Source organism: Enterococcus sp. E5-162 (genome assembly GCF_035725965.1).
Lineage (GTDB): Bacteria > Bacillota > Bacilli > Lactobacillales > Enterococcaceae > Enterococcus_B > Enterococcus_B lactis.
In genome coordinates, this window is record NZ_JAPRFV010000003.1 from 126,031 (window position 1) to 148,546 (window position 22,516).

The 22,516-nt window shown below is 35.8% G+C and carries 29 protein-coding genes, 1 tRNA gene and 3 pseudogenes; 25 read left to right on the forward strand and 8 right to left on the reverse strand.

The features are described 5' to 3' along the window. Positions 1-39 precede the first annotated feature (39 nt). The 8 genes from OZZ83_RS04205 (at position 40) to OZZ83_RS04240 (ending at position 7,349) form a co-directional block, all read left to right on the forward strand. Positions 40-2,742 carry a sigma 54-interacting transcriptional regulator gene (locus OZZ83_RS04205; protein WP_002291837.1) on the forward strand — a complete coding sequence of 901 codons (2,703 nt, stop codon included), beginning with the start codon at positions 40-42 and terminating at the stop codon, positions 2,740-2,742. A gap of 150 nt (positions 2,743-2,892) precedes the next feature. Next, entirely contained in the window at positions 2,893-3,210 is a 318-nt protein-coding gene (locus tag OZZ83_RS04210; RefSeq protein ID WP_002286606.1) for a PTS sugar transporter subunit IIB, read from the forward strand. A 28-nt stretch (positions 3,211-3,238) separates the two neighbouring features. Further along, positions 3,239-3,559, forward strand: coding sequence for a PTS lactose/cellobiose transporter subunit IIA (locus tag OZZ83_RS04215; protein WP_002286604.1), 321 nt, complete (start codon positions 3,239-3,241; stop codon positions 3,557-3,559). 106 nt (positions 3,560-3,665) lie between these two features. After that, positions 3,666-5,126: a PTS sugar transporter subunit IIC gene (locus OZZ83_RS04220; RefSeq protein WP_278023465.1), complete on the forward strand. Its 1,461-nt coding sequence runs from the start codon at positions 3,666-3,668 to the stop codon at positions 5,124-5,126. Positions 5,127-5,195: 69 nt separating this feature from the next. After that, entirely contained in the window at positions 5,196-5,417 is a 222-nt protein-coding gene (locus OZZ83_RS04225) for a hypothetical protein (RefSeq protein ID WP_002292901.1), read from the forward strand. A gap of 31 nt (positions 5,418-5,448) precedes the next feature. Next, positions 5,449-5,631 carry a DUF3188 domain-containing protein gene (locus OZZ83_RS04230; protein ID WP_002286596.1) on the forward strand — a complete coding sequence of 61 codons (183 nt, stop codon included), beginning with the start codon at positions 5,449-5,451 and terminating at the stop codon, positions 5,629-5,631. Continuing rightward, positions 5,631-6,044 (forward strand): DUF3284 domain-containing protein, encoded by a 414-nt coding sequence (locus OZZ83_RS04235; RefSeq protein ID WP_002292900.1) that lies wholly within the window; start codon positions 5,631-5,633, stop codon positions 6,042-6,044. The genes OZZ83_RS04230 and OZZ83_RS04235 overlap by 1 nt, the downstream gene beginning before the upstream one ends. A gap of 123 nt (positions 6,045-6,167) precedes the next feature. Further along, complete coding sequence (locus OZZ83_RS04240; protein WP_002292899.1) at positions 6,168-7,349, forward strand: GNAT family N-acetyltransferase; 1,182 nt, start codon at positions 6,168-6,170, stop codon at positions 7,347-7,349. Between the two features lie 70 nt (positions 7,350-7,419). Here the strand turns inward: OZZ83_RS04240 and OZZ83_RS04245 are convergent, their stop codons facing one another. Continuing rightward, the gene (locus OZZ83_RS04245; protein ID WP_002286676.1) at positions 7,420-7,584 is read right to left on the reverse strand and encodes a hypothetical protein; all 165 of its coding nucleotides are present in this window, start codon (positions 7,582-7,584) and stop codon (positions 7,420-7,422) included. A 153-nt stretch (positions 7,585-7,737) separates the two neighbouring features. On the opposite strand from OZZ83_RS04245, the gene OZZ83_RS04250 reads away from it, so the two are divergent. Next, positions 7,738-7,811 (forward strand) — tRNA-Arg (locus tag OZZ83_RS04250). 68 nt (positions 7,812-7,879) lie between these two features. On the opposite strand, the gene OZZ83_RS04255 is transcribed toward OZZ83_RS04250, so the two are convergent. The 6 genes from OZZ83_RS04255 to OZZ83_RS04280 all read right to left on the reverse strand — a co-directional run bounded on the left by OZZ83_RS04255 (position 7,880) and on the right by OZZ83_RS04280 (position 11,922). Beyond that, a complete protein-coding gene (locus OZZ83_RS04255) occupies positions 7,880-9,019 on the reverse strand; it encodes a site-specific integrase (protein WP_278023466.1) in 1,140 nt (379 codons plus the stop codon). Positions 9,020-9,128: 109 nt separating this feature from the next. Further along, positions 9,129-9,764, reverse strand: coding sequence for a DUF3221 domain-containing protein (locus tag OZZ83_RS04260; RefSeq protein ID WP_278023467.1), 636 nt, complete (start codon positions 9,762-9,764; stop codon positions 9,129-9,131). Between the two features lie 33 nt (positions 9,765-9,797). Further along, positions 9,798-10,259, reverse strand: coding sequence for a DUF4429 domain-containing protein (locus OZZ83_RS04265; protein ID WP_278023468.1), 462 nt, complete (start codon positions 10,257-10,259; stop codon positions 9,798-9,800). A gap of 137 nt (positions 10,260-10,396) precedes the next feature. Beyond that, a complete protein-coding gene (locus OZZ83_RS04270) occupies positions 10,397-11,065 on the reverse strand; it encodes a hypothetical protein (RefSeq protein ID WP_278023469.1) in 669 nt (222 codons plus the stop codon). A 49-nt stretch (positions 11,066-11,114) separates the two neighbouring features. Further along, positions 11,115-11,543, reverse strand: coding sequence for an ImmA/IrrE family metallo-endopeptidase (locus OZZ83_RS04275; protein ID WP_025479613.1), 429 nt, complete (start codon positions 11,541-11,543; stop codon positions 11,115-11,117). Between the two features lie 4 nt (positions 11,544-11,547). After that, positions 11,548-11,922 (reverse strand): helix-turn-helix domain-containing protein, encoded by a 375-nt coding sequence (locus OZZ83_RS04280; protein WP_002315392.1) that lies wholly within the window; start codon positions 11,920-11,922, stop codon positions 11,548-11,550. Between the two features lie 302 nt (positions 11,923-12,224). Here OZZ83_RS04280 and OZZ83_RS04285 point away from each other — a divergent pair, with 302 nt between their 5' ends. The 7 genes and pseudogenes from OZZ83_RS04285 (at position 12,225) to OZZ83_RS04315 (ending at position 14,254) form a co-directional block, all read left to right on the forward strand. Beyond that, a complete protein-coding gene (locus OZZ83_RS04285; protein WP_278023470.1) occupies positions 12,225-12,410 on the forward strand; it encodes a helix-turn-helix domain-containing protein in 186 nt (61 codons plus the stop codon). 12 nt (positions 12,411-12,422) lie between these two features. Next, positions 12,423-12,524: pseudogene (locus tag OZZ83_RS04290) on the forward strand (DUF771 domain-containing protein); the annotation flags it as partial. Beyond that, positions 12,521-13,051, forward strand: a complete 531-nt coding sequence (locus OZZ83_RS04295; RefSeq protein WP_278023471.1) for a DNA methyltransferase — start codon at positions 12,521-12,523, stop codon at positions 13,049-13,051. The pseudogene OZZ83_RS04290 and the gene OZZ83_RS04295, both read left to right, overlap by 4 nt. Positions 13,052-13,064: 13 nt before the next feature. Further along, positions 13,065-13,262, forward strand: coding sequence for a toxin PIN (locus tag OZZ83_RS04300; RefSeq protein WP_278023472.1), 198 nt, complete (start codon positions 13,065-13,067; stop codon positions 13,260-13,262). Beyond that, positions 13,259-13,468 carry a hypothetical protein gene (locus tag OZZ83_RS04305; protein ID WP_278023473.1) on the forward strand — a complete coding sequence of 70 codons (210 nt, stop codon included), beginning with the start codon at positions 13,259-13,261 and terminating at the stop codon, positions 13,466-13,468. Before OZZ83_RS04300 ends, OZZ83_RS04305 begins: the two co-directional genes overlap by 4 nt. Then, on the forward strand, positions 13,465-13,761 hold the full coding sequence (locus OZZ83_RS04310) for a hypothetical protein (RefSeq protein ID WP_002318884.1): 297 nt from the start codon (positions 13,465-13,467) through the stop codon (positions 13,759-13,761). The genes OZZ83_RS04305 and OZZ83_RS04310 overlap by 4 nt, the downstream gene beginning before the upstream one ends. A 76-nt stretch (positions 13,762-13,837) precedes the next feature. Beyond that, positions 13,838-14,254 carry an ArpU family phage packaging/lysis transcriptional regulator gene (locus OZZ83_RS04315; RefSeq protein ID WP_278023508.1) on the forward strand — a complete coding sequence of 139 codons (417 nt, stop codon included), beginning with the start codon at positions 13,838-13,840 and terminating at the stop codon, positions 14,252-14,254. Positions 14,255-14,590: 336 nt separating this feature from the next. Here OZZ83_RS04315 and OZZ83_RS04320 read toward each other — a convergent pair whose 3' ends face one another. Continuing rightward, positions 14,591-15,019 carry a hypothetical protein gene (locus OZZ83_RS04320; RefSeq protein WP_278023474.1) on the reverse strand — a complete coding sequence of 143 codons (429 nt, stop codon included), beginning with the start codon at positions 15,017-15,019 and terminating at the stop codon, positions 14,591-14,593. Between the two features lie 527 nt (positions 15,020-15,546). On the opposite strand from OZZ83_RS04320, the gene OZZ83_RS04325 reads away from it, so the two are divergent. The 9 genes and pseudogenes from OZZ83_RS04325 to OZZ83_RS04365 all read left to right on the forward strand — a co-directional run bounded on the left by OZZ83_RS04325 (position 15,547) and on the right by OZZ83_RS04365 (position 22,495). Beyond that, a complete protein-coding gene (locus OZZ83_RS04325) occupies positions 15,547-15,714 on the forward strand; it encodes a hypothetical protein (RefSeq protein ID WP_005876810.1) in 168 nt (55 codons plus the stop codon). 25 nt (positions 15,715-15,739) lie between these two features. Continuing rightward, positions 15,740-16,084 carry an HNH endonuclease gene (locus OZZ83_RS04330; RefSeq protein WP_002305386.1) on the forward strand — a complete coding sequence of 115 codons (345 nt, stop codon included), beginning with the start codon at positions 15,740-15,742 and terminating at the stop codon, positions 16,082-16,084. A 4-nt stretch (positions 16,085-16,088) separates the two neighbouring features. After that, positions 16,089-16,274: pseudogene (locus tag OZZ83_RS04335) on the forward strand (hypothetical protein); the annotation flags it as partial. After that, positions 16,273-17,013, forward strand: a pseudogene (locus tag OZZ83_RS04340) (phage tail spike protein); the annotation flags it as partial. The pseudogenes OZZ83_RS04335 and OZZ83_RS04340, both read left to right, overlap by 2 nt. A gap of 23 nt (positions 17,014-17,036) precedes the next feature. Next, complete coding sequence (locus OZZ83_RS04345) at positions 17,037-19,124, forward strand: hypothetical protein (protein ID WP_278023475.1); 2,088 nt, start codon at positions 17,037-17,039, stop codon at positions 19,122-19,124. Positions 19,125-19,187: 63 nt separating this feature from the next. Next, a complete protein-coding gene (locus tag OZZ83_RS04350; protein ID WP_002342098.1) occupies positions 19,188-19,430 on the forward strand; it encodes a hemolysin XhlA family protein in 243 nt (80 codons plus the stop codon). 13 nt (positions 19,431-19,443) lie between these two features. Further along, positions 19,444-19,707, forward strand: a complete 264-nt coding sequence (locus OZZ83_RS04355; protein WP_111994845.1) for a holin — start codon at positions 19,444-19,446, stop codon at positions 19,705-19,707. Positions 19,708-19,717: 10 nt separating this feature from the next. Next, on the forward strand, positions 19,718-20,728 hold the full coding sequence (locus tag OZZ83_RS04360) for a peptidoglycan recognition protein family protein (RefSeq protein WP_278023476.1): 1,011 nt from the start codon (positions 19,718-19,720) through the stop codon (positions 20,726-20,728). 270 nt (positions 20,729-20,998) lie between these two features. Then, the gene (locus OZZ83_RS04365) at positions 20,999-22,495 is read left to right on the forward strand and encodes an RNA-binding domain-containing protein (protein ID WP_325066015.1); all 1,497 of its coding nucleotides are present in this window, start codon (positions 20,999-21,001) and stop codon (positions 22,493-22,495) included. The last annotated feature ends 21 nt before the right edge of the window (positions 22,496-22,516 follow it).

Here is a 22,516-nt window from a genome sequence, read left to right on the forward strand (position 1 = left end):
GAAAACGGGAACAAAATTGGTTGCCAGAGGAGGGATTATGTGAAAGAACGTCAAGAAGAGATTTTGCATCTATTGACAGAAAACCAACAAGGATTGACAGCAAGTGATGTAGCTGAGCGCTTGAATATTGATCGAAGCAATGCAAGCCGATATTTAAGCGAACTGTATAAGGCTCATCATATTGTAAAAACCGCTGGCCGACCAGTCGTTTACTCCTTGCCAACGGAAAAATCAAAATCTGATGAAGTACATGTCGACTCTTCTACGCAAGTGACTTTTGAAACGCTCGTTGGAGAAAATGATTCTTTAAAAGTCAGTATACAGCAGGCAAAAGCAGCGATTCTTTATCCGCCGCGGGGGCTACATACCATTATTTTTGGAGAAACTGGTACAGGGAAGTCAATGTTTGCGGAATGTATGTATCATTTTGCAATCGAATCTGAAATGCTTTCAGCCGATGCGCCATTTGTTTCTTTCAATTGTGCGGATTATGCTCAAAATCCCCAACTGCTCTTTGGACACATCTTTGGGATCAAAAAAGGGGCTTACACAGGAGCAGCGCAAGATAGTCCTGGTCTAATCGCCAAAGCAGACGGCGGTATATTGTTTTTAGATGAGATCCACCGTTTACCACCGGAAGGGCAGGAAATGCTGTTTACTTTCATCGATAAAGGTATCTATCGTCCACTTGGAGAAAGTGCACAAGTACATGAAGCATCAGTTCAGATTATTGGGGCAACGACTGAATCTTCAGAAAGCTTCTTGACTACCTTCAACCGACGGATCCCTATGGCTATCACCTTGCCAAACCTTGCTTCGCGTTCACTGGATGAGCGTTATGAGATCATCTCTCTTTTCATCAAACAAGAAGCGAACCGTTTAAATCAACGTATCGATATCGAAAAAGAAGCGATTCTTGCCTTTATGCTTTATGATGCGGAAGGGAATATCGGTCAAGTGAAACGAGACTTGAAATTAGTCTGTGCAAAATCTTTTTTACATTACCGAACGCATCATGAGAAAAAACTGATCATTCGAAAAGAAGAACTTTCCCTTCAAGTACAAAAAGGACTACTGAAAATCAAAGAAATACCAGAACGCCTCGACCGATTCATGGACAGTAAGAGCCAGTATTTGACATTTGAACCAGGATTTGCTGATGTCGTCTGGTCACAAGATCCAGAAAGAAACATGCAAGTCTACAACGATATTGAGGAAAAAGTTACTTCTCTTTCTGAAACCGGTGTGGAGAACATCGATTTGGAGACGCTCATTTCAAAAGATGTGGATGCTTATTTTCAGACATATGTCAAAGAATTGACTAAAAGTTCAATCCCAAAAGATCTTTTACCAGATGAGATCTGGCGGCTAACCAATCAATTGTATGATGTAGCTGAAAAACGGTTAGACCGTATTTATAATGAAAAAGCTCGTTTTGCTTTTGCTTTGCATTTGCAAAGTACATTGGATCGTGTGAGAGAAGGACATATGATTGTCCATCCAGATTTGAATAACGTACGAAAAAATTTTAAGAAGGAATTCCAGGTAGCAATCGATCTTTCGACAATCATTGAAGAAGAAGAACAAGTCGAGATTCCTTTTGATGAAATTGGCTTTATCAGTATGTTTCTTTCTATCAACTTAGGAGAAAGTGAGCCTGTTAAAGAAAACAAAGTAGATGTTCTCGTACTGATGCACGGCAGACAGACCGCTTCAAGTATGTTGGAGATGGCGCAAGAACTATTAGGAACAAAAGTAGGAAAAGCTTTTAATATGCCATTGGTTATGGAAGTTCAAACAATGTATGAAGAGGTACTACAATATGTCAAAAATTATCAGGGGCATTTGACGAATGGACTGCTTTTGTTAACAGATATGGGATCATTAAACACCTTCAGTGATTTGATTTATGAAGAGACTGGCATTCGGACGAAAGCAATCACAATGACAAGTACGATGATTGTGATAGAAGCGATACGGATGGCAAGTGTTGGAAGAAGCTTAGAAGACATTTATCAAAATATTCAGCTCTCCTTTGAATCAATCGTACGTGATCAGTTCAAAGCGGAAAAAGCTGAAACTTTACAGCGTAAAAAAGCCGTCATCGTGACATGTTTTACTGGTGAGGGAGTAGCTGCCAAATTGTATCAACGGATTATGCCGGTGATTAATCAAAACAAAGTAGAACTGATCCAGATGCAGTTTTTAGAACGCGAATCATTCAAAAAACACATTGATGCCTTATTGGAAGAATATGAAATCAAAGCAATTGCAGGAACGGTTGACGTTGATTATCAAAATATCCCATTTTTTTCTGCCTATGACGTTTTTGATGATGAAAAATTGAATGTTTTGAAGCGTATAGCTGATGATGAGGTCCCAACAGCTAAAATTGTTGATTCGCTTTCAGGATCATTAAGTGATGTCTTTTCTATTGATGAATTGATCCGCTCATTGCAAAAAACAGTTCAGCAGATCCAGACAGATTTGTCGATTATCGTAGAACCAGGAGTAGATACTGGAATTGTCATCCATTTAGCCTTCATGCTAGACGGATTGATCAAAAAAGAATCGCATCGGCAATTTGAGAAACTATCTATTTTCTCAAAAATTTACCGTTTGGAAATGGATATCGTTCGAGCAAATTTGATGGCACTGGAACGAAAATATCAGGTAAAAATTTCAGAAGATGATATCGCGTTTCTTACACAAATGTTTCTTGAAAACAAAATAAAAAAATAAACACACTAATCATACTGTTTACACACTGAATATCAGTGTGCGCACTATATAAAAGAGCTAAAAAGCATGAAAACGCTATTTTAGCTCTTTTTTTCTTGGCATGCTTCTTGCATTATATAAAAGTGTAAAAAAATAAAAGGAGTGTTAAAAATGGCAAAAAAAACAATTATGTTAGTTTGTTCAGCAGGGATGAGTACGAGTTTATTGGTCACAAAAATGCAAAAAGCAGCAGAAGAAAAAGGAATGGAAGCCGATATTTTTGCTGTCTCTGCCTCAGATGCAGATAATAATTTAGAATCTAAGAATGTCGATGTTTTATTATTAGGTCCTCAAGTACGTTTCATGAAAGCTCAATTCGAACAAAAACTTGCGCCTAAAGGTATTCCGTTAGATGTTATCAATATGCAAGACTATGGCATGATGAATGGAGAAAAAGTACTTGCACAGGCAGAAAATCTAATGAAATAAATCAAGTATGTAGTTGGGGGATAACAACGTGGAAGATCAGCAAAATCTAGAAGCCATCATGGGACTAATCATGTTTGGCGGTAATGCAAAGAGCGACGCAATGGAAGCGATTGCGGCTGCTAAAATCGGTGATTTCGAGTTAGCGGATAGAAAAATCGCTGATGCAGAAGAATCACTTATACAAGCACATCATGCACAAACAGATATGTTGACACAAGAAGCACAAGGAAATCATATGCAAGTGACGTTATTGACTGTTCATAGTCAAGATCATTTAATGACGTCTATTGCGTTTACTGATTTAGCAAAAGAAATCATCGAACTTTATCGTCGCGTATACAGCGAATAAATACAACTTCTTTTTTGAACGGAAGAAGAAAAATTTTTGAACGGATTTTTTATTTTGTTATAAAGAGAACTCTCTTTATATAAAAACTTATAGGAGGAAGTAAAAAATGAACGGACTAACAAGTTGGATGGAGAAATACATCCTGCCAGTTGCCGCAAAAATCGGAGCGCAAAAACATTTAGTTGCTTTGCGTGATGCTTTTATCGGCACACTGCCCGCAACAATGGCGGGATCAGTCGCTGTAATGATCAATGCAATTATTCGAGATTTACCGCAACAGTTTAACAGTACCTACGCTGACAGTTTAGCAGCAGACAAAGGAATCTTTGCCGTATTGAATGTCATCATCGGAATCAATGGTTTTGTCTGGAACGGTACACTAGCAATCGCCGGATTGATCTTTGCCTTTTCTTGGGGGTATAATCTTGCCCGAGCTTATGGAGTAAATGATCTAGCTGGGGGAATCGTTGGTCTAGCTACCTTGATTCAAGGTATTTCCTTTGGTCCAGCATTATCAGCAGCATTAGATGTGAATGTCCCTTCAAATGTCGCAGATGCAATCAATAGTTCTGAGATTGGTGCAACGATTGCAGATGGTACACTGTCAGTTGGATTATGGGGTTGGCTAAAACTAGATCATTTGAATGGAAACGCTTATTTTACAGTTATGATCATGGGAGCAATTTCAGTCATTATTTTTTGTAAATTGATGCTTGCTAACATTACGATCAAAATGCCTGATTCAGTACCACCAGCAGTATCTAAAGCATTTGCAGCCATTTTACCAGCTACGATCGCTTTATATGTCATTGCTATTATCAATTATATCGTAGGTCGTGTAGCTGATGGGCAACTAATCATTGATTTGGTGCAAAAATATATTGCAGAACCATTCCTAGGATTATCTCAAGGGTTGGGAGCAGTATTGATCGTCACAGTGTTTGTTCAAGTATTCTGGTTCTTTGGTATTCATGGGCCAAATGTATTGGCACCAGTGCTAGAGGGAATCTGGGGACAAGCACAACTAATCAATATTGATATTTTCCAAAAAGGTTATAACGGAAAAACTGGTACACCAGCCGTGTTAGATGCAATCGAAGATGGAAAAGCTTATATGTGGGTCCGTGGATCGTTCGATGCTTTTGCATGGTTTGGCGGATCAGGTGGAACGATCGTCTTACTGATAGCTATCTTGATTTTTTCTAAACGAGCGGATTATTTAACAGTAGCTAAATTATCCATTGGACCTGGTATTTTCAATATCAACGAGCCAGTGATGTTTGGTCTGCCGATCGTATTGAATGCCATCATGTTCATCCCATTCTTGATTGCTCCAGTAGTTGCGACAGCTATCGGTTGGTTAGCAACTTACTTTGGACTTGTAGCACCAGTATCGCAACAAGTTACATGGGTAGTACCGCCGTTCTTATTGTCATTCTTAGCAACAGGAGCGGATTGGCGAGCACCAATCATAACATTGGTATGTATGGTCGTGACTTTCTTGATTTGGGCACCGTTTGTCATTTCTGCAAACAAAATGGACCCTGCCGCAGGCGAACAACAATAAGATGAATCTGAGGAGCGGGACGCTTTAAGTTTCGTTCCTCATAATGAATTTTCGAGGAGGAACTGAAAAATGATTTCAATTGCCAGTGCAATGCAACAAGATGCAATCAAAGAATTGTTAGAAGGATACAATGAAGAAGGAATGACATTTACGTTTAAAGAAAAACAAGGAATCAAAATGTTCTTTGAGACAAGTGCAGAAGATCCGGAAGCTGCGGCTAAAAAAGCAAAGGAACTAATCAAAGCACAGCCTTGGGGAACAGTCCTTTATTTTCAGTCAACAGCTGTTTAAGAAAATGGTTCAAAAAGATAGGATGGTTGATATGATAAAAAACGGTTTATTTTTATGTAGTATTGGTTCTTTGATCGTGTTGTATAGTTTGAATCCACATTCGCAAAGGTATGATTTGTATAGTATGGTCACGGGTCTTTTCCTAACAGGATTAGGAATCTACTTCTTCATGAAGGGGAAAAAAAGAGAAGAAGCAAAGGAGAAAAATAACTAATGGAAATCACAAAAAAATTAAATATTCCAGCGTCGTTTTTTTACGATAAAGTTATGGATTCTGTTCTTTTCGATGTACGTAAAGCGACCGGCAAATCAGTGACCAGAAAACAGCTGAAAAATTTGGAGTACGTCAAACAATTCTCGCAAAATAACCGGGCTCGTATAAAAATCGAAGAAGTCATTGAAAACCAGTCTTATAAGTTTCGTACATCGACAACGAAGAATGAATTCGTTGTTCATTATCAAATCAAACCAGTAGACGATTCGACCTGTGAGATTCATTACACAGAAAAAATGGAGTCTTACGGCATGCTTCAAAAGTTGAATGATATGCTTTTAGGAACGATCTTGATGTACTTTAAGCGGAGACGTTTCAAAAAAATGCTAGAGATGATCGAAGCAACGTATTAAACCATTGAAAAAATGGTACTATTTAGTTATTGAAAAATGAAGTAAGCTAGAAGAGATTTTTCAGAGGAAGCAAAGTCTTTCCTGAGATTCCTCACTAGCTTTTTTGTAGGAAGGGGCAGCAAAATGACAAAACAAGTAAGAGAGCTAGGGGGATCTTCGATTGAGGAAATGTTTGCTTTAGCCACATATGCATTTAATGGGGCAGATACACCTGAAAGGAGAGAACGTTTTCGTACACTTGCGGAGAATTCCTGGAATTACGGTTTTTTTGATGAGGAGGATCGGCTAACAAGTCAAGTCATGGCGACTCCTTTCCCAGTGAATTTTTACGGACAAGAGTATTTAATGGCCGGTATTGGCTATGTTGCTTCTTATCCTGAAGCAAGGGGACAAGGCGGAATCAATCAGATCATGGAAAAGATTCTTGAAGATTGCCGTTATCGTAAAGTAAGCTTATCTTATCTGGCGCCCTTCTCCTATCCCTTCTATCGGCGCTATGGCTATGAACAATCGTTTGATAAAATCAGTTATCAACTAAACAGTCGTGACGTGCCTTTTACCAAAAAGAAATCTGGCAAGATGAAGCGTATGAATTTCGAAGATGCAAAAGCTGCTATCAAACGAATTTATGAACAGATGCCTGAAAATCAACGAGCTGGTCTGAAGCGCGAAGACTGGTGGTATACGTATAAATTCAAGCAAAAAGGTAATTACCAGTTTGCTTTGTATTTTGATGATACTGGGGAAGCAATGGGCTATGTCGTTTACCAGCTTGCAGCGTCTTCCTTTATTATTGTGGAATGGGGATTTTTGAATCATGATGCCTTTTGCAGCCTTGTCCGCTTTGTAAGTTCCCATAACGGTGCTTTTGAAACATTTGAATATTCATGTGGCTACGGTGGCAATGATCAAAATTATCTATTAGCAAATCCATTTGCTTCTGTAACGATCACACCTTATATGATGGCGAGGATCGTGGATATTTCTTTGTTTTTGGAAAAATATCCATTTAGAAAGAAACAAGCTGCCTTTGCTCTTCAGATAGAAGAAGATCAGTATGCAAAATGGAATGAAGGAATCGTGGAAGTAACGATTAAAAATGGAAAAAACCATCTCTCAAAAGTAGAACAAACGGCGTTACCGATCGTTCGCGGAAGTATCCAACATATCACACAGCTATTATTAGGATATCGTAAAGTTGAAGAGCTGGTATTCCAAGAGAGGATACAGGTGGCAAAAGAATATGAAGAAATGTTAAGTTCGATCTTGCCACAGCAACAGCCAATCCTTAATGACTATTTTTGATAAAAAACGGGTGATGACAATATTTTTGTCACCACCCGTTTATTTTTCGTTTGACATTTGAAGGAAAATATTAAAGTAAATCCTCTTTTTTCGTAAATTTGAATTTTTTGTTTTCTTTTGTTTTAGGGTTTTCTTTTTTGTGGTCTTGGATTGCTTCTTTCGTGATCTTTTCCCGATTTTTTTTAGATGAATCTAAGCGTTCGGCATATACTTTTTCTTTTGGCTTATCATTCATTGGAAAGAACCTCCCTGTATTATTTCATTCTACTCCTAGTTTATCATCTGTTAAGAGCTAGTGGAAACGTTTTGCCTAACCTACAAGCTGATTTTTTTAGCAGATAAGCTTGCAAGTAAAAAACAAACAAGCTACAATTGATTTATTGAAATTGTTCCTGTAGCTCAGTAGGATAGAGCAATCGCCTCCTAAGCGATAGGTCGCTGGTTCGATTCCAGTCAGGAACGTACAAATAACCCCTGTATCCTTTGCGGTACTGGGGTTTATTTTATATTTGTGCCAAAAATGTGCCAAACTAGTTATCATTTTTATATAAACTATCGAACACAGCATTGATTTTTTCTTTATCCTGATCTTCAAGCTCTCGAACAATATGAAGGTAAGTAGACATTGTGGTTTCTAAACTGCTATGTCCTAAACGTTTCGATACGCTAAGTATATTTACTCCTTGATAAAGTAAAATAGATGCATGTGTATGCCTTAGTCCATGCAAAGTAAATTGCTTTTCAATCCCTAATTCTTTTAATTTTTTGCGCAAATATTTGCTGACGGCGTTTGATGAAACTAATCCATTTTTTAAGTTGAAAAAAACAAAATTATGAGGGTTTTTAACTTCAAAATTCTCGAATAATTCTTTTTGATTGATTTTAAACTTTTTTAAGAGATCAATCGTATGTTTATCAATTGAAATTTTCCGATTTGAAGTCTCGTTTTTTGTTTTTCCCCATTCATTTAATTTATAATTCCATGTTTTATTAATAGTGATGATTTGATCTTCGAAATCGATATCTTCCCATGTTAATCCTAGAAGTTCAGCAAATCGCATTCCAGTAGCACCAGCAACTAACACGAGCATAGGAGAAGAGTACTGTGCAGAAAGGTTTTCTTCTACGAGTTTCATTAAAGATTTAAATTGATCATAATCTAAATATTTATCTTCTTTTGGCTTCGATGAATCTTTTCCTTTGATTACTGCTTTTCTAGTTGGATCAAACGGAATTAATCCTTCTTCTACGGCATCTTTCAACGATGCTCTAATATGGTTATTAAACTTAATAACGGTGGATTTTACATGGTCTTTCGCATACTTATTTAAAAAGCGTTGATATCCAACTCTATCTAAATCAGAAATCAATACCGCTGGCATATATTTCTTTATGTTCATTAACGTATCTTCGTATTTTCTATAAGTGATAGGAGATACTGTTCCTTCTTTATAAAGTTGCATCCAATCCTCAAAGTAATCTGATAATAATAGATTTTTGCGATCCCCTTTAAGGCCTTTGTTCAAGTTATATTCTAATTCGTTGGCGGCATCTTTTGCTTCGCCTTTTGTCTTAAATCCTGATTTTCTTATCTTCGTGTATTTTCCGTCATCTTTTTTGTATGAAATTTCGTATTGCCAACTATTTCCACGTTTGACTAATCTTGCCATAATTGAATCTACTCTCTTTCTCTGATACAATAGGCACTATAAAGAAGCCTACTGTATAGGTTTGTTTTTTCTTAGAACACGCTCGCTTTGGTCGGTGGGGCGTGTTTTATTATTTTTTACTTACTTTACTATTAATCATATCCCATTGAGCATATGATTTTTCTATGTTCGATCCTCTTGAACTAATTTCTCCTGTAAAAGTTACTTTATCGCCTTTTGTAAAGGTATCAGCATTGTTTACGTCCTTAGCAAAAATTACATATGAAACTTTAGGTGTTGTAGAAATATCACTCCAACTTTTATCATCGTACTCTTTGTCTGCTATAATGGCTATTCTAGTAGTCATTGATTCGATAACAGTTCCTTCAAAAGTATATGTTTTACCACTAATATATTTAGTAAAAGCTGTATTTTGCTCAGTAGCTGGAGTAATAGAATAATAACTATCTAAGAAAGCACCCCAGTCATGATTATTTGCCTTTAAAAATTCTTCAAATTGAGTTAGGCTTTTATTGCTGCTGTTAGATGTAGTAGTTTGAGTCTCAGATGATGAGCTTTCCTGTTTGTTATTGTCATTTGCCTCGTTTGATGAGGAAAGTGAGAAACCTACGGCAGTAAAAATAATCCCGATAATAAGGAGAATCATAGGTGTTTTCTTATTTGTTTTTTTGATAAATCTTACAATCAACATGATTAAACCTATAAAAAATAAAACAATACCAGTAAAACCGAATATACCGTCCATTAATAAAACATCCTTTTCTTTTGATAGTTAATATTACAAACCAAGCAGTTCTTTTTTCTTAAAATCAAATTCGTCCTGATTAATAATACCTTCATCCAACAACTCTTTATACTTTTTAATTTCATCCGCACTTGAAATTTGTGTTTCTTTGGAATTATTATCTAAGATAGATTGTTGCTTCTCTATATATTTTTTTAAATTTTCCATTTCATTCCAATATTTTTTTGTAAACATAATGGTGTTTTCATCTTTCGTGGCTGCTAATATTCCTCCACGATTTTCGTTTCCACCCAGCAGAGTAAATTGTATATAACCATTGCTCATACCTGGTTTTTTTAATTGTACTGCTGATATATTTTTAAAGGGAATAGTTTTTTCTCCTTTAATACCTTGATTAACTAAATTTATGAATCCTTTTCTAATAATTGAAATAGAATCATCAGTTACTTTGATCAAGGTCTTTCCTGGAGATTTTATTAAAATCTCTTTTTCCATTTTTTCTTCCTCATTTCTATGATATGATTTTTTTGTAGAAGCTCATATATGAGGAAAGAGTCCGTGTTGCAGCACGGGCTTTTTTCTTTATAATTTTTTTAGAGATTATAGGCAAAATAGTAGGGCATAAAAATATATTATTGAATTCCGTATTTAGAAAATCCTAATTGAACTTCACCGGAAGTCTTTTGCTGTGTTGTACGCAATGCTTCTTCTTCAGACATTCCATTCTGTACTTTCCATGCAACAGGCGACATCCCGTATTTGTTAACAAAATCAGTAAGTGATAAAGTGTCAGCGTCTTGCTGAGCGCGTGTTTGTTGGTCTTCTGGATTTTGTTGAGATGCTGCTTGTTGTTCTTTCTGATCTTGACTGATAATATTGCCAGCATCATCTGTAGTCAATCCATTTTCATAAAGGGCCACACCGAAAGCTTCCCACTCTTTGTTGGACCAATTTGCACGATCAGCTGGAGTTGACTGTAAAGTGCGTTGTTTCATCTGTTCATATGTTTCTTCTTGAGGTGCGGTTTGGATTGTATCCTGACTGGAGCTTATAGCTGTTGGGCTAGGTTCCGCCGTAGCTTGGTTGGAGCTTGTAACTGTTGAACTAGAATCTGTCTTAGATGTAGATTTGCTAGTAGAGGAACTGGTTTCAGTTGCTTCTTTTGTTTTACTTACTTTTGTTTTACTTACTTTTGTTTCTTGGTTAGAAGTGGCATCTGTTGATTCAGCTTTGTTATTATTTGAACAAGCTGAAAGTAGCAGAGCAGTACTTAACAACAACATAACGCTAACTTTTTTCATTTTATAATTCCTCTTTCTCGTTGTAATATGTGTGCTAACACGGGCTTTTTTATATAAGAAAACGATAAGCGCTTTCTGGAAGTCCGTAAAGATTCTTTAATTCATCGATTTTTTTAGGATATTGATCATTATCTTCTTTATAAAGAGAAACAATGAGATTAGCAGCAAAGCAATTAGCTTCGCTTTCAGATTTGCTTCTAGATGTTCTTGTTGATACATAGTAACTGGATAAGCCACGATGAAAAATAGCGTGACCTAATTCGTGAGCGCAAATGTAGAATCTTTCCTCAGAGTCTCGCAGTTCATCATTTAAAAAGATTATCGCACGATCTCTAATTTCTTGAAACTGCCCCTTGGGATTCTCGATAAAAGGAACGTATTGAATTTTAATGCCCATCTTTTCACAAATATAAAAAGGATTAGCGGATTGGTATTTCCGCTTCAACTCCTCGACTAAATTAATCGTATCCATCTCCATAAGCTCACATCTTTTTGCCTTTTTCTTTGTCTTCTTTCACAATATCCCAGAAAGTCGCTATCAGGATATCTTTTACGCGCTGTATTTGTTCGGGTGTCAATGTTTCCCCACCATAAGACATATTAACATTTGAGTCTAGTAGTTTATCAAGTTCAACCACTTCCTCTTTTGTAGCCCATTTGGGAACATTATTATTTCCCAATAAATAATCAGTTGTGACACCAAAATAATCAGCAACTTTCTTTAAGTTCTCAGATTTTGGCGAGGCTTTATCCCATCTTCTTATTTGTCCATTAGAGATGCCCACCTGTCTTTCTACTTCTGCTATAGTCACATGCTTTTCGTCTGCTAATTCTTTAATCTTAGTAACTAAACTCATTATTATCAACCTTTCGAAGCTGAAAAGAAAATAAATAGCTTAAAAGTTATATTTTTGGTTGACAATTAGCTTTTAAGCTAGTATATTTAATTCGTAAGCTAAATTGTTAGCTAAATAAGAGCAACAAAAAACTCTACTAATTTAAAACATTCTCTCGGTCGCCAAACTTAGAAATGTTATTTTAGAGGCTTTTTATATGTTTTATTTAACTATGTATTCATAATAGCTTAAAAGCTAATAGGTGTCAACGATTTAGCTAATTTTTTAGCTTACAAATTATTTTTTAGAAAGGAGCTATTTTTATGTCTGAGAATTTAGACTTAAAAATTCGAGCGGAGATGAGAAAAAGAAGAATGACTTTCAAAGAACTAGCTGCGCTTGTTGGTATTTCAGGAGCTTATTTATCAGATATTCTAAACGGCAATCGTGATGGTAAAAAAGCTCGAGAGCACATAGAAACTGTAAAAAAAATATTAGGTATTAAATAGGAGGAACAGCTGATGCAATATCTAGAAGCAAAAATCCCAATTCCAGAAGGCTATGTAATTATCTCCCAAGTGGATTATGAGGAGTTAAAAAAAGCTGATGATACTGGTAGATGGAATCATGGTCCGTAGCTAGCGCCATGAAAGGCGGTAATGCTTCTTGGAAACAAGAGCAAGGCGATGGATTATTTGAGCCGCAGATTCCGTTATCCAGATTTACGGTAAGAGACTATGAAGATTACAGCGGATATCAGTTTAAGCCGGAAAAATCTTTGATAAATCGTATTAATGGAGAGCTTTGCACATTTAATACCATTCAGATAATTAAGAGGTATCAGCCTAGAATTTACGTGATCGAAAATCCGGCAAGCAGTCGGATATGGGAATATATTGAACGCGTGTTAGGATTTCACATCCCTTTTGATAATCTGACTTACTACAACAATTATGACTATCCAATTAGTAAAGCAACAAAATTTAAAAGTAATATCCAATTGGATTTAAAGAAGCAAAAGATTAGAAATGAAGTGGAATTTGGCAAACTTGATAGAAAAGGCGGAGCATATAATCAGAGATCAAATATTCCATTGAAATTAGTAGCAGCAATATTTGAACAATTAGAGGATCAGTTACAAGTGATGTGAGGGAGGAATCAGAATGAACAACAGACACCGCAGAATAACAAAACTAAGAAAACAGGAACTGAATGTACTAAAGACAAAGTTTGAAAGAGGATATGGAGTTTCAGCAGAAGAAGTATATAAAGTTTTAAGTCAGTGTGTTGCTGATGCGAGTGAGGCTATTCGAAAGTTTGAAATTTCGATACTAGATATTAAATGGGAGGATACAGAATGAAGATTTATGTAGTAAAGTTTGGAAATCGATTTTACAGAAGTGATGAACGTTCTATAGGGGCTAACACATTATCCATTGTAGACATACTCCAAAGTGCAAGATGGTTTGATAATCTCGAAGAAGCTAACCAAGTTTCACGACGACTTGGTGGATTAACGCAAGTATATGAACTGGTCACTGTCGATCATGAGGAGGTAGAAAGATGAAACTAAAAGACGGATTTTACGCTAGTAGTCATGGTATTGGTGGTTTGATGCTAGACATGCCGACAAAGAACCCTAAAACACGTAAGAAACCAAAATTCAAAGTCGGTGACATGGTTCGCTGTGAAGCAGAAGGGTTCATCTATCCATTTCGTGGATATGTAGAGCATGTCTATAATCACTCAGCAATCATTCGTATTGAAAACACGATGGAATGCGACAAGTGGTTAGCGAAAAGTAAAGAGAATTTAGCAGTGGTGAGATTGGTGGATATTGAACTAATCAATGACAAATAAAAAAGCCGGATCGCTCCGACTAATTTAATAAAATAGACAAGTTTATTATATCACATAAAAGGAGCGGTTTGACTTGATGCAATTACTTAAAGAAGTGGATTTCAAACAGACAAGATGCAATGCAAGAGACGTGCTGAAAAACTTTCGGCGTTTGGAGCGGATGGCAGGTCGCTCTTTGATAGATATTAAATCGCCGATCATTACAGATATGCCTAGAACGCCGAAACACGGCAATAAGGCAGAGGATGCATTGATCCAGATGATGGACATAGAAGCTGAAAGAGATGCAATTCTAGCAGCCTTGATGGCTCTTAGTCTAATTAGCCGTCAGATACTCTATTACAGCTTCTGTGATGTAGACAAGCACTCTAACTATGAAATAGGCCAATTAATTCAGGGATACGGAGAGAAGAACGTGGAGAAACTGAAATCCATCGCATTGATTGAATTTGCGGAAGCATACAAAAAAGGCTCATTGATTGAGTATCGCTGATTTTGTAGGGTTTTTGTAGGGATAGTGTAGGGTTTTTGAACGATTTAACGTGATATTATGATAGTGTCGAAAGATTAGAAAACAAATCAAATTGTTTTCTATGGAGAGTTATAGTTAGACTGCTCACAAAAAAATAAAAAACAGAACATCGTTTTCTATTGCTTCAGTCAGCAATGATTCTTCTTTAATGATAGACAGCAACCAACCCAAAAATAAACTAAAAGGAAGTGTAAAAACTCCTGTTAAATTCTCGTTTATCTATCAACGGTTGCTGTCTAGCTAATGTGTAAATGGAATTTATCTTCTGATATCCTAATATTAAGTATCATAGGGCGACTACTGTAACAGACGGATAATATAGCCAAGTATCATTCCAATGAGGCCAGAAATAAGAGAGTTAATGATCGGTTTAGTAATAAGTTCTTTACGCGCTTTCAATATTAATGTATGCTGCTCTTCAGCATTTTCTTTACCTTTCAATGTCAGAGATACATGAGTGGCCGAAACGAGGGATTCTATTTTTTCATCTTCTATTTTTGTGTAATTACCATCATCATCTATTGAACCAACTGTTTGAAATTTAATGGCGCTTTTAGGAGATGATTCTATAAAATTATTCTTTTCCATTTCTTCTAATATAGAATACAACTCATCTCTAGTTAGAGAATGGAATTTTTTTGCTATTTTTTCGATGGACACAGTAATTTCAGGTTGAAGATAAATGTATCTAGTAATTTTTTCAGTATAAAATTTAAAATCTATCATAATTGACCAGTTCCTTTCGTTTATATAGATATCTAAAATTATACGCTAAGTATTTATTTTCACAATATCAATTTGTCGCTGTGGCGGAAAGGGTAGACGCTAAGCATGTGTGCTAGGTCAATGCTTCGGCAACCATGCAAGGTTCGATTCCTTGCCAGCGACTTAAGGAACCTACGGAAACAATTCATCTTATCGGATGCCGATGAATTGGCTGACTAGTCGGGATGCTACTAGCAGTTAGAAGGCATAAAATACTAGCGCAGACGTGCGCCACTCTCAGGTGTAGGTTAGGAGAGAAACATTAGTTGGGGCTATTAGGAATACGATAACCTGCTTGCGACAAAGCTTTGTACTGTCGCGTTGGTCATGAACAGAGACGGTATTCTGTTTCAGTATTCGTTAGCAACCGAGGGATGTGGCAGTGGTGAGGTGCAGGAAGTATCAGACTTGTTTGTGTGTAGGTTGCTATTACATATTAGATCACTCTTTGAGTGGTCTTTTTATTTTGCACAAAGGAGGTAACAACAATGTATAGACCACAATACTTAGAACAGAAGTATGAAGTAATCACTGTGCAAAACGGTAACGGTGAGATAGTACGAAAGTATAGAAGACCAATAAAGAGCGATACATATAAACGAAAGGAAAACAACGAAGTTATTCCATTGTATGGCAAAAGAATAGCTAAGCATTAAATAAGATTGCGAAAGGAGACGGAACATGACCGAGGAATTCTATAGATGGTTATTACAGTTGATAAGAGAAGATCGTTTGGTTAAGTTCTATCAGTCTCCTAAATGGCGCAGGCTTAGAGAGAAAGCGATGAAACGAGATCACTATGAATGCCAAGAGTGTAGAAGACTAGGTAAGTATCATAGAGTAGAGAACGTTCATCATATAAAGGAAGTCAAGGATAGACCTGACTTAGCTTTAGATTTAGATAATCTTATTTGTTTATGTGTTGAACATCATAATGAAGTTCATGGAAGATATCTTACAGCGTTAGATAAACAAGAGAAGAAGATAGAAAGCTTTGCTAACTTCGACGCAAGTGAAAGGTGGTAAGTGCATGATCATCAATGACAATGGCAGAGAGTATGATACAGAAAAGATTGAAGAGTATTCATCTTATACACAAGGATTAATTAAACGTTTGATATACGTTCGCTATGTAGGTATTAGGGATCTGTTATCAGATAACTGTTGTAGTAAATACAAAGTGAATCAAGTGAGAGAATCATTGAATAAAGATAATAAGTGCTGATGCCGGCATTGTATCATACACCATGAAAACTGGTGGTGGTTTCATGATTAGAAATCCACAGGGTAACTTGGTTTTTAGTACGTGGGATAATGGTAATAACAGACCGTTTTTATCTTTTGGTGCGCCAAATTTCAGATACAGTAATGCTAGTTATATAAATGATGGTGACGGTAATTCTTTAGGTATTGATGGTAGTGCAGGTAATTCATGGGAATTTAAAGTAGCTGGCAAGACTATGAAATTTACTAGTGACGGTATGCTAACGTTGCCAGGTTGTTTTTTTGGTTCATGGGAAGATGGGAAAATTGCAAGGTTTGAACAATCAACGGTACAAGTATATAAAGATTTTACTGTTAGAGGTACTAAAAACTCAACCGTACCGACAGAACATTATGGACAACGACTATTGAACGCTTATGAAACTCCAGAATATTATTTCGCTGATTATGGAGAAGCCGTTACAGGTGATGATGGTAAAGTTCGTGTTGATATTGATCCCATGTTTGCTGAGACAGTAAATCTAAGTCGGTATATGACATATGTGACACCTACAGAACTAGTTTTGTGTGCTGTTACTCATGAAGATGTTGACCATTTCATCATTGAAACTAGTAAGCCAAACGTATTGGTTAGATGGAATTTAGTGGCACATCGACTAGGGTATGAAGATGTTAGATTAAAAGAGGATACAGCATATGATAGCACAGTGCTTGACCAAAAACGTTTTTAAAACGAAGACAAGGAGGTATATAAATGGCTAGCAGTTTATATAATTTGGCTTTAGATTTTAGCAAAGAATTAAACTACACCAAAGCTATTATGGCTCGTCAAGGTGATAAAGGAATTACGGTGACTGTTAAACCGTTTTTAAATGGCCTACAGATGGATACGAGTGGCGGAACATTTACTTTAAAAGGAACAACGCCATCTAACCGTTACGTAGATAGTGTAGCTACTAGTGTAACTAGTGAAGAAGTCACGTTTTCTCTTGATGGCACATTTATGAGCGAAGCAGGATATTATAAACACTGCTACGTAGAATATAGAAAAGACAATCAAATTTTAACAACGCAAGATATCATTTTTTTCTCACTAGGAGTGTCTGACATTTCGCAAGGACAAGCTGATGAATACGTTTCGCAATTGGAAGAGTTAATTCGAAAGTATAACGAAACTTTTGATGTTTTTATGGCTGAAATTAAAGGTAGAGTGGATAGCTTAAATAAACAGATTACTGATTTAACTGGTCAAGCTAAAACTCTACAAGACAAGTTAGATGCTCTGAAAGAAGAAATTTCTAAGTTAGGTAACTTGCAAGTGATGTACAGTAACAGCATCGACTTCGGGGACTATGATTATAGTGGGAATCCGAATTTAATGTCCAAACTAAAATCGAGCGATTTTAACGTTGGTTACCATGGGTCACTAACTTTGGATAACGAAAAGTTACATTTTACTTCTGATGGTACAGGGAGCATCGATATGTTTACGCATATCAATACACCTCAGCTTGTTAGTGGGAAAACCTATACTTTGAGTGCGAAAGTTCGATTTGATGAAGGAACTACAGGAGCTATTGATAAATTACGTTTGGTATATCGTACATCACCAGGAGAAAAGATATTATTGGAAGCAAATAGTACAAATATTACAACAGATGATGTAGGGAAAGAAATAACAATCAAAGGTACAGCTAACGTTAATTATCAAATCACAAATTTAGATCGATTTTATATGAGTATTAGCTTTGTTGACAGGGATAAAATAAATGGCGGATTTAAGTTGTACGACATCAAAATCGAAGAAGGCTCAACAGCTACTCCGTACCAGCCAAATTTACTCGATGCGCCATATTATTTGAGTAAGGTGGCTTTGGGTGAGAATATTGCTGACCCAACAGTTAAATTTCCAATCACAACTAGTAGCGAGGCAATCTATGCAAAAAATGCATCAGAGGATTTTGTTTTAGGTGAAACTTATACTGTGACGATAGGAGCGACTAAGCCTGCCTCACAAACTATTCGGGTTTATTTAGCTCAAAAACAATTCGGTGTCTTTAAACCAGTTGAAGGATTGGTTGATACATGGGTTACCACTGTGTCAATAACTCGGCTAGGGGAAAACGCAAAATGGGTATATCTTTCTCAAACGCCAAATACTTCTTTAGGTTCATGTACCATAAAATGGTTGAAGATTGAAAAAGGCAACACCAGAACCCCAAATATTGAGCAATATAAATACCGAGGAATCGGCATGCGAGACTCAAATAATCCAAAAGACTACGTGTGGGATCTAGAACCAAAATATGTAGAAGAAAACTTAGCAACCGAGAGCAAAGTAACAGAAATCATTGGTGAAGCAAATAAATACACAGATAATTCAATAGAAGCTGTGAATATAAATGTTACGAATATTGCAGATGACTTAGCTAAGCAAATTAACGTAAACGAAAATGCGGCTAGAAATTATACGGATACTAAGAAGATAGAAGCAGTCAATGAATCAAAGAAGTATACAGATGAAGTTTTCAGAAAGGAGATAGTGAATTTAACTGTAAAGAATGGAAATCTAGGCACAGCACGATTATATAGACAGGGAAACTGTGTTACGATTTACTTTTTTGATTTAAACGGAAGAAATAGTGGTGGGAATGATTCGGTTATTTTAACTGTTCCAGAAGGCTATCGGACACCAATTAGTTTTGAACAACTGGTTGGGTCGACTGACAGAAGTGCTTTTAACAATGCTCAACTTGGGTTTGGAGCGGATGGTAATATTTATTGGAGGCGTAACACATCATATGCTTCTTCATATACATTCGCAGTGACATATATCATATAAGAAATAGATAACCAGTGTGCTCAAATGAGTGCGCTAGTTATTTCCAGAAAGGAGGCTGTTTGATTGAAAGATGAAGCAATACAAGATGTAGTGGAGCGTTTAGTACGCATTGAAACAAAATTAGATAACTATGAATCATTACGAGAAAAAGCGGATTTTGCAAAAGATCGAGCAGATCAAGCGTATTCTGCGGCACTCAATAATGCAGAAGATATCAAAGAAATGAAAAACAATAATAAGTGGGCTTGGGGCTATATGATTGGGCTAGGCATCACGATTATTGCATATTTCTTAACAAAACTGTGAGGGAGGTGATTCAATGGAAAAAGCAATTAATGAAATTTTAGGAACAGGCATCATTATTAGTCCGATAGTAATTATTTTGGTTGAAGTAATGAAGAAGCCAAATCTTATCCCTTCAAAATGGCTGGCACCATCAGCATGTTTTGTGGGGATTTTGTTTGCAGTCGTTTTGTCTTTGACCTATCCAGATTTAGGATCATGGCAGCAATTGGCTATGTCTGGAATTGTTGCAGGAGCGATTGCAAGTGGTATCTATACGCAAACTAATTTAAAAAAATAGGAGGAGAAATATGAAAAAGAAAATTTTCGTAGGAGCTATCATGGCTCTTTTTTTATTGCCAATTAATGGGTTTGCCTATACGATTAACAATGAATTTAATTTAGGTGTAAATGAAGGTAGCTCTCAAGTAGCGAATAATCAGTATATTTTACTGCATGAAACAGCTAACGAAACAGCAACAGGACGCAATGAAGCACAGTATATGCAACGTTCATGGACTAGTGCTTACACTGCTTACATTGTGGGAGACGGCGGAATTGTTTACCAAGTTGGACAACTTGGTTATGTGCAGTATGGCGCTGGTTCATATGCTAATGCAAATAGTCCTGTGCAGATTGAGTTACAACACACACATGATAAAGAAACTTTTGAAAAGAACTATAAAGTATACGTTGAATTGGCAAGAGATTCAGCAATGAAATATGGTATTCCATTAACATTAGACACTCCTTATAACCAACCAGGAATCAAATCGCATTTATGGGTAACACAAAATATTTGGGGCGATCATACAGATCCTTACGGTTATCTTTCTGAAATGGGTGTAAGTAAAGAAAAATTAGCCTATGATTTAGCTCATGGATTTACCGATGAAAATCCGACAACTTCAGATGATAAACCAGTCATTGATCCAACTAGAGCAGGTGCAGCAAATTCTACGCTGACAGATGGAACAAATTACGCCCACATTGATCAGTTCGGAGAAATCGAAAACGCAAATTTGCATGTAGCTGGATGGCACATTGCTAACTATAAATACGAGTATATTTTCATTATGGACTACAATACTGGGAAAGAATTAGCTCGAGTAAGAGCTGATGGAATTTATAGACCAGATGTAAATCAAGCTTATAATACTTCTGGAAACGTTGGTTATCATGTATCTTTCAATATGCGTAATTTCCCCAATAAGAAAGTCTATGTAATGATGCGTGCAACGAATGATCCAGAAGGGAACACTAAAGGCGGAGCACAAGATTTTCATGACAAACGTTGGTATTTAAATATTCCTAAACGATAAAAAATAGCCCCTCATTAAATTTATTCTCTAATTTAATGAGGGGCATATTATATCTAGATACAGTATATAAAAATGAAATTATACCTCAGATTTCTATATTGTCAATTCTTTTGAAATACTTTTGATTTTTCTGGATAATTGAGTATAATTATTATGTAAAGGTTGAAATAGCAACTTTTTTTAAAGAAAAATACTTTTGAAATACTTTTGAATGCTTTTGAATTAAGATTAGGGGTGTAAAAAATTAAGTTTATTGAATTAAAAGATGAAATCTTTACGACACCAAGAGAAAATTTCCAACTAGAGTTTAAAAAATCGCAAACTAAACTATCTAGTGATGTATGGTCAACTTATAGCGCGTTTGCAAATACTAATGGTGGAATTATAATTTTAGGTATCGAAGAGATAGTATCTAAAAAAGAGTACAAAGTAGTAGGAGTCGACAACCCAGAAAAAGTTATTACTGAATTTTGGAATTGTATTCATGATAAACAAAAAGTTAGTGTTAACTTGCTTACTAATGAAGATGTTCAAACATTCAAGGTATCGGGTAAAACTATTATAGAAATAAATGTACCCAAAGCACCGTATGAAAGAAGACCAGTGTATATAAACAATAACAAAAGTAAAACATATATTAGAACAGACGATGGTGATCGTATTGCAGATGATGCACAATTTAAATACTTAATAGTAGATTCGCAGAATGATATCGATAGTGAGTTATTGCAAAACTATGACATAGACGATTTAAATCTTGGAACAGTGGACGAATATAGAAATTTACTTTATAAAAATACGAATAATTCTAAATATTTAGAACTTAGTCATGAAGAATTGTTAAAGAATATTGGAGTATTAAAAAAAGACAGACAAGATTCTAAGTCGCCATATAGACTAACAGTAGGTGGATTATTATTTTTTGGCAAATATAATTCTATAACTGATAGATTTAAAAAATTTCAATTAGATTATTTTAAAAAACAAAGCTTTTTAGATACTGACTGGCGAGATAGGGTATCAAGTGGGGATATGAATTATCCTGAGATGAATTTGTTTTCGTTCTATAATTTAGTTATTCAAAAATTAGAACTTAGTGTGCCTGATTCCTATAGACAAGAAGAAAATATGACGAGAGGGTCCTATAGAACAGACCTATTACTTGCTTTAAAAGAAGCATTAGTAAATACATTAATGCATGCTTATTATGATTCTGATAAAGTTATAAAAATAATCGATTGTGATGATTACGTAAGTTTCTACAATCCGGGAGAAATGAAAGTTTCTAAAGAGGAATTTATAAATGGAAGTTTTTCGATAACAAGAAATTCGATTATCTCAACGCTATTTAGAAGAGTAGGGATTGCTGAAAAAGGAGGGTCAGGAGGACCTAGAATTTTTGAGGCAGCTACAAAGAACAGCTTGCGTATTCCAGAAGTTGATACTAATTTTGATTCTACTGAAGTTAGGATATGGAAAATAAATATGTTAGAAAGTTTAAGTGGTTTAAACGAAGTAGAATCTAGCATAATTAAATATGCTATGGAAAAACCTACTTTTAAAATTAAAGATATAGTGAATTCTACAAGCTATAAAGATCACACTGTTAGAAAAAACGTAAATAGTTTAGTTGAAAAGGAAATGCTACAAAAGATAGGTAATGGTAAAGCAACCATGTTTGTCTTAAGCTCTTCTGAAGAAACAGGAGTGATGACGTTTAAAAGGTTACTGAAAGAAATAGAAGTTGGTTTTATGAAGAGTAGATAAAAACGTAAAAATAAAACCTCG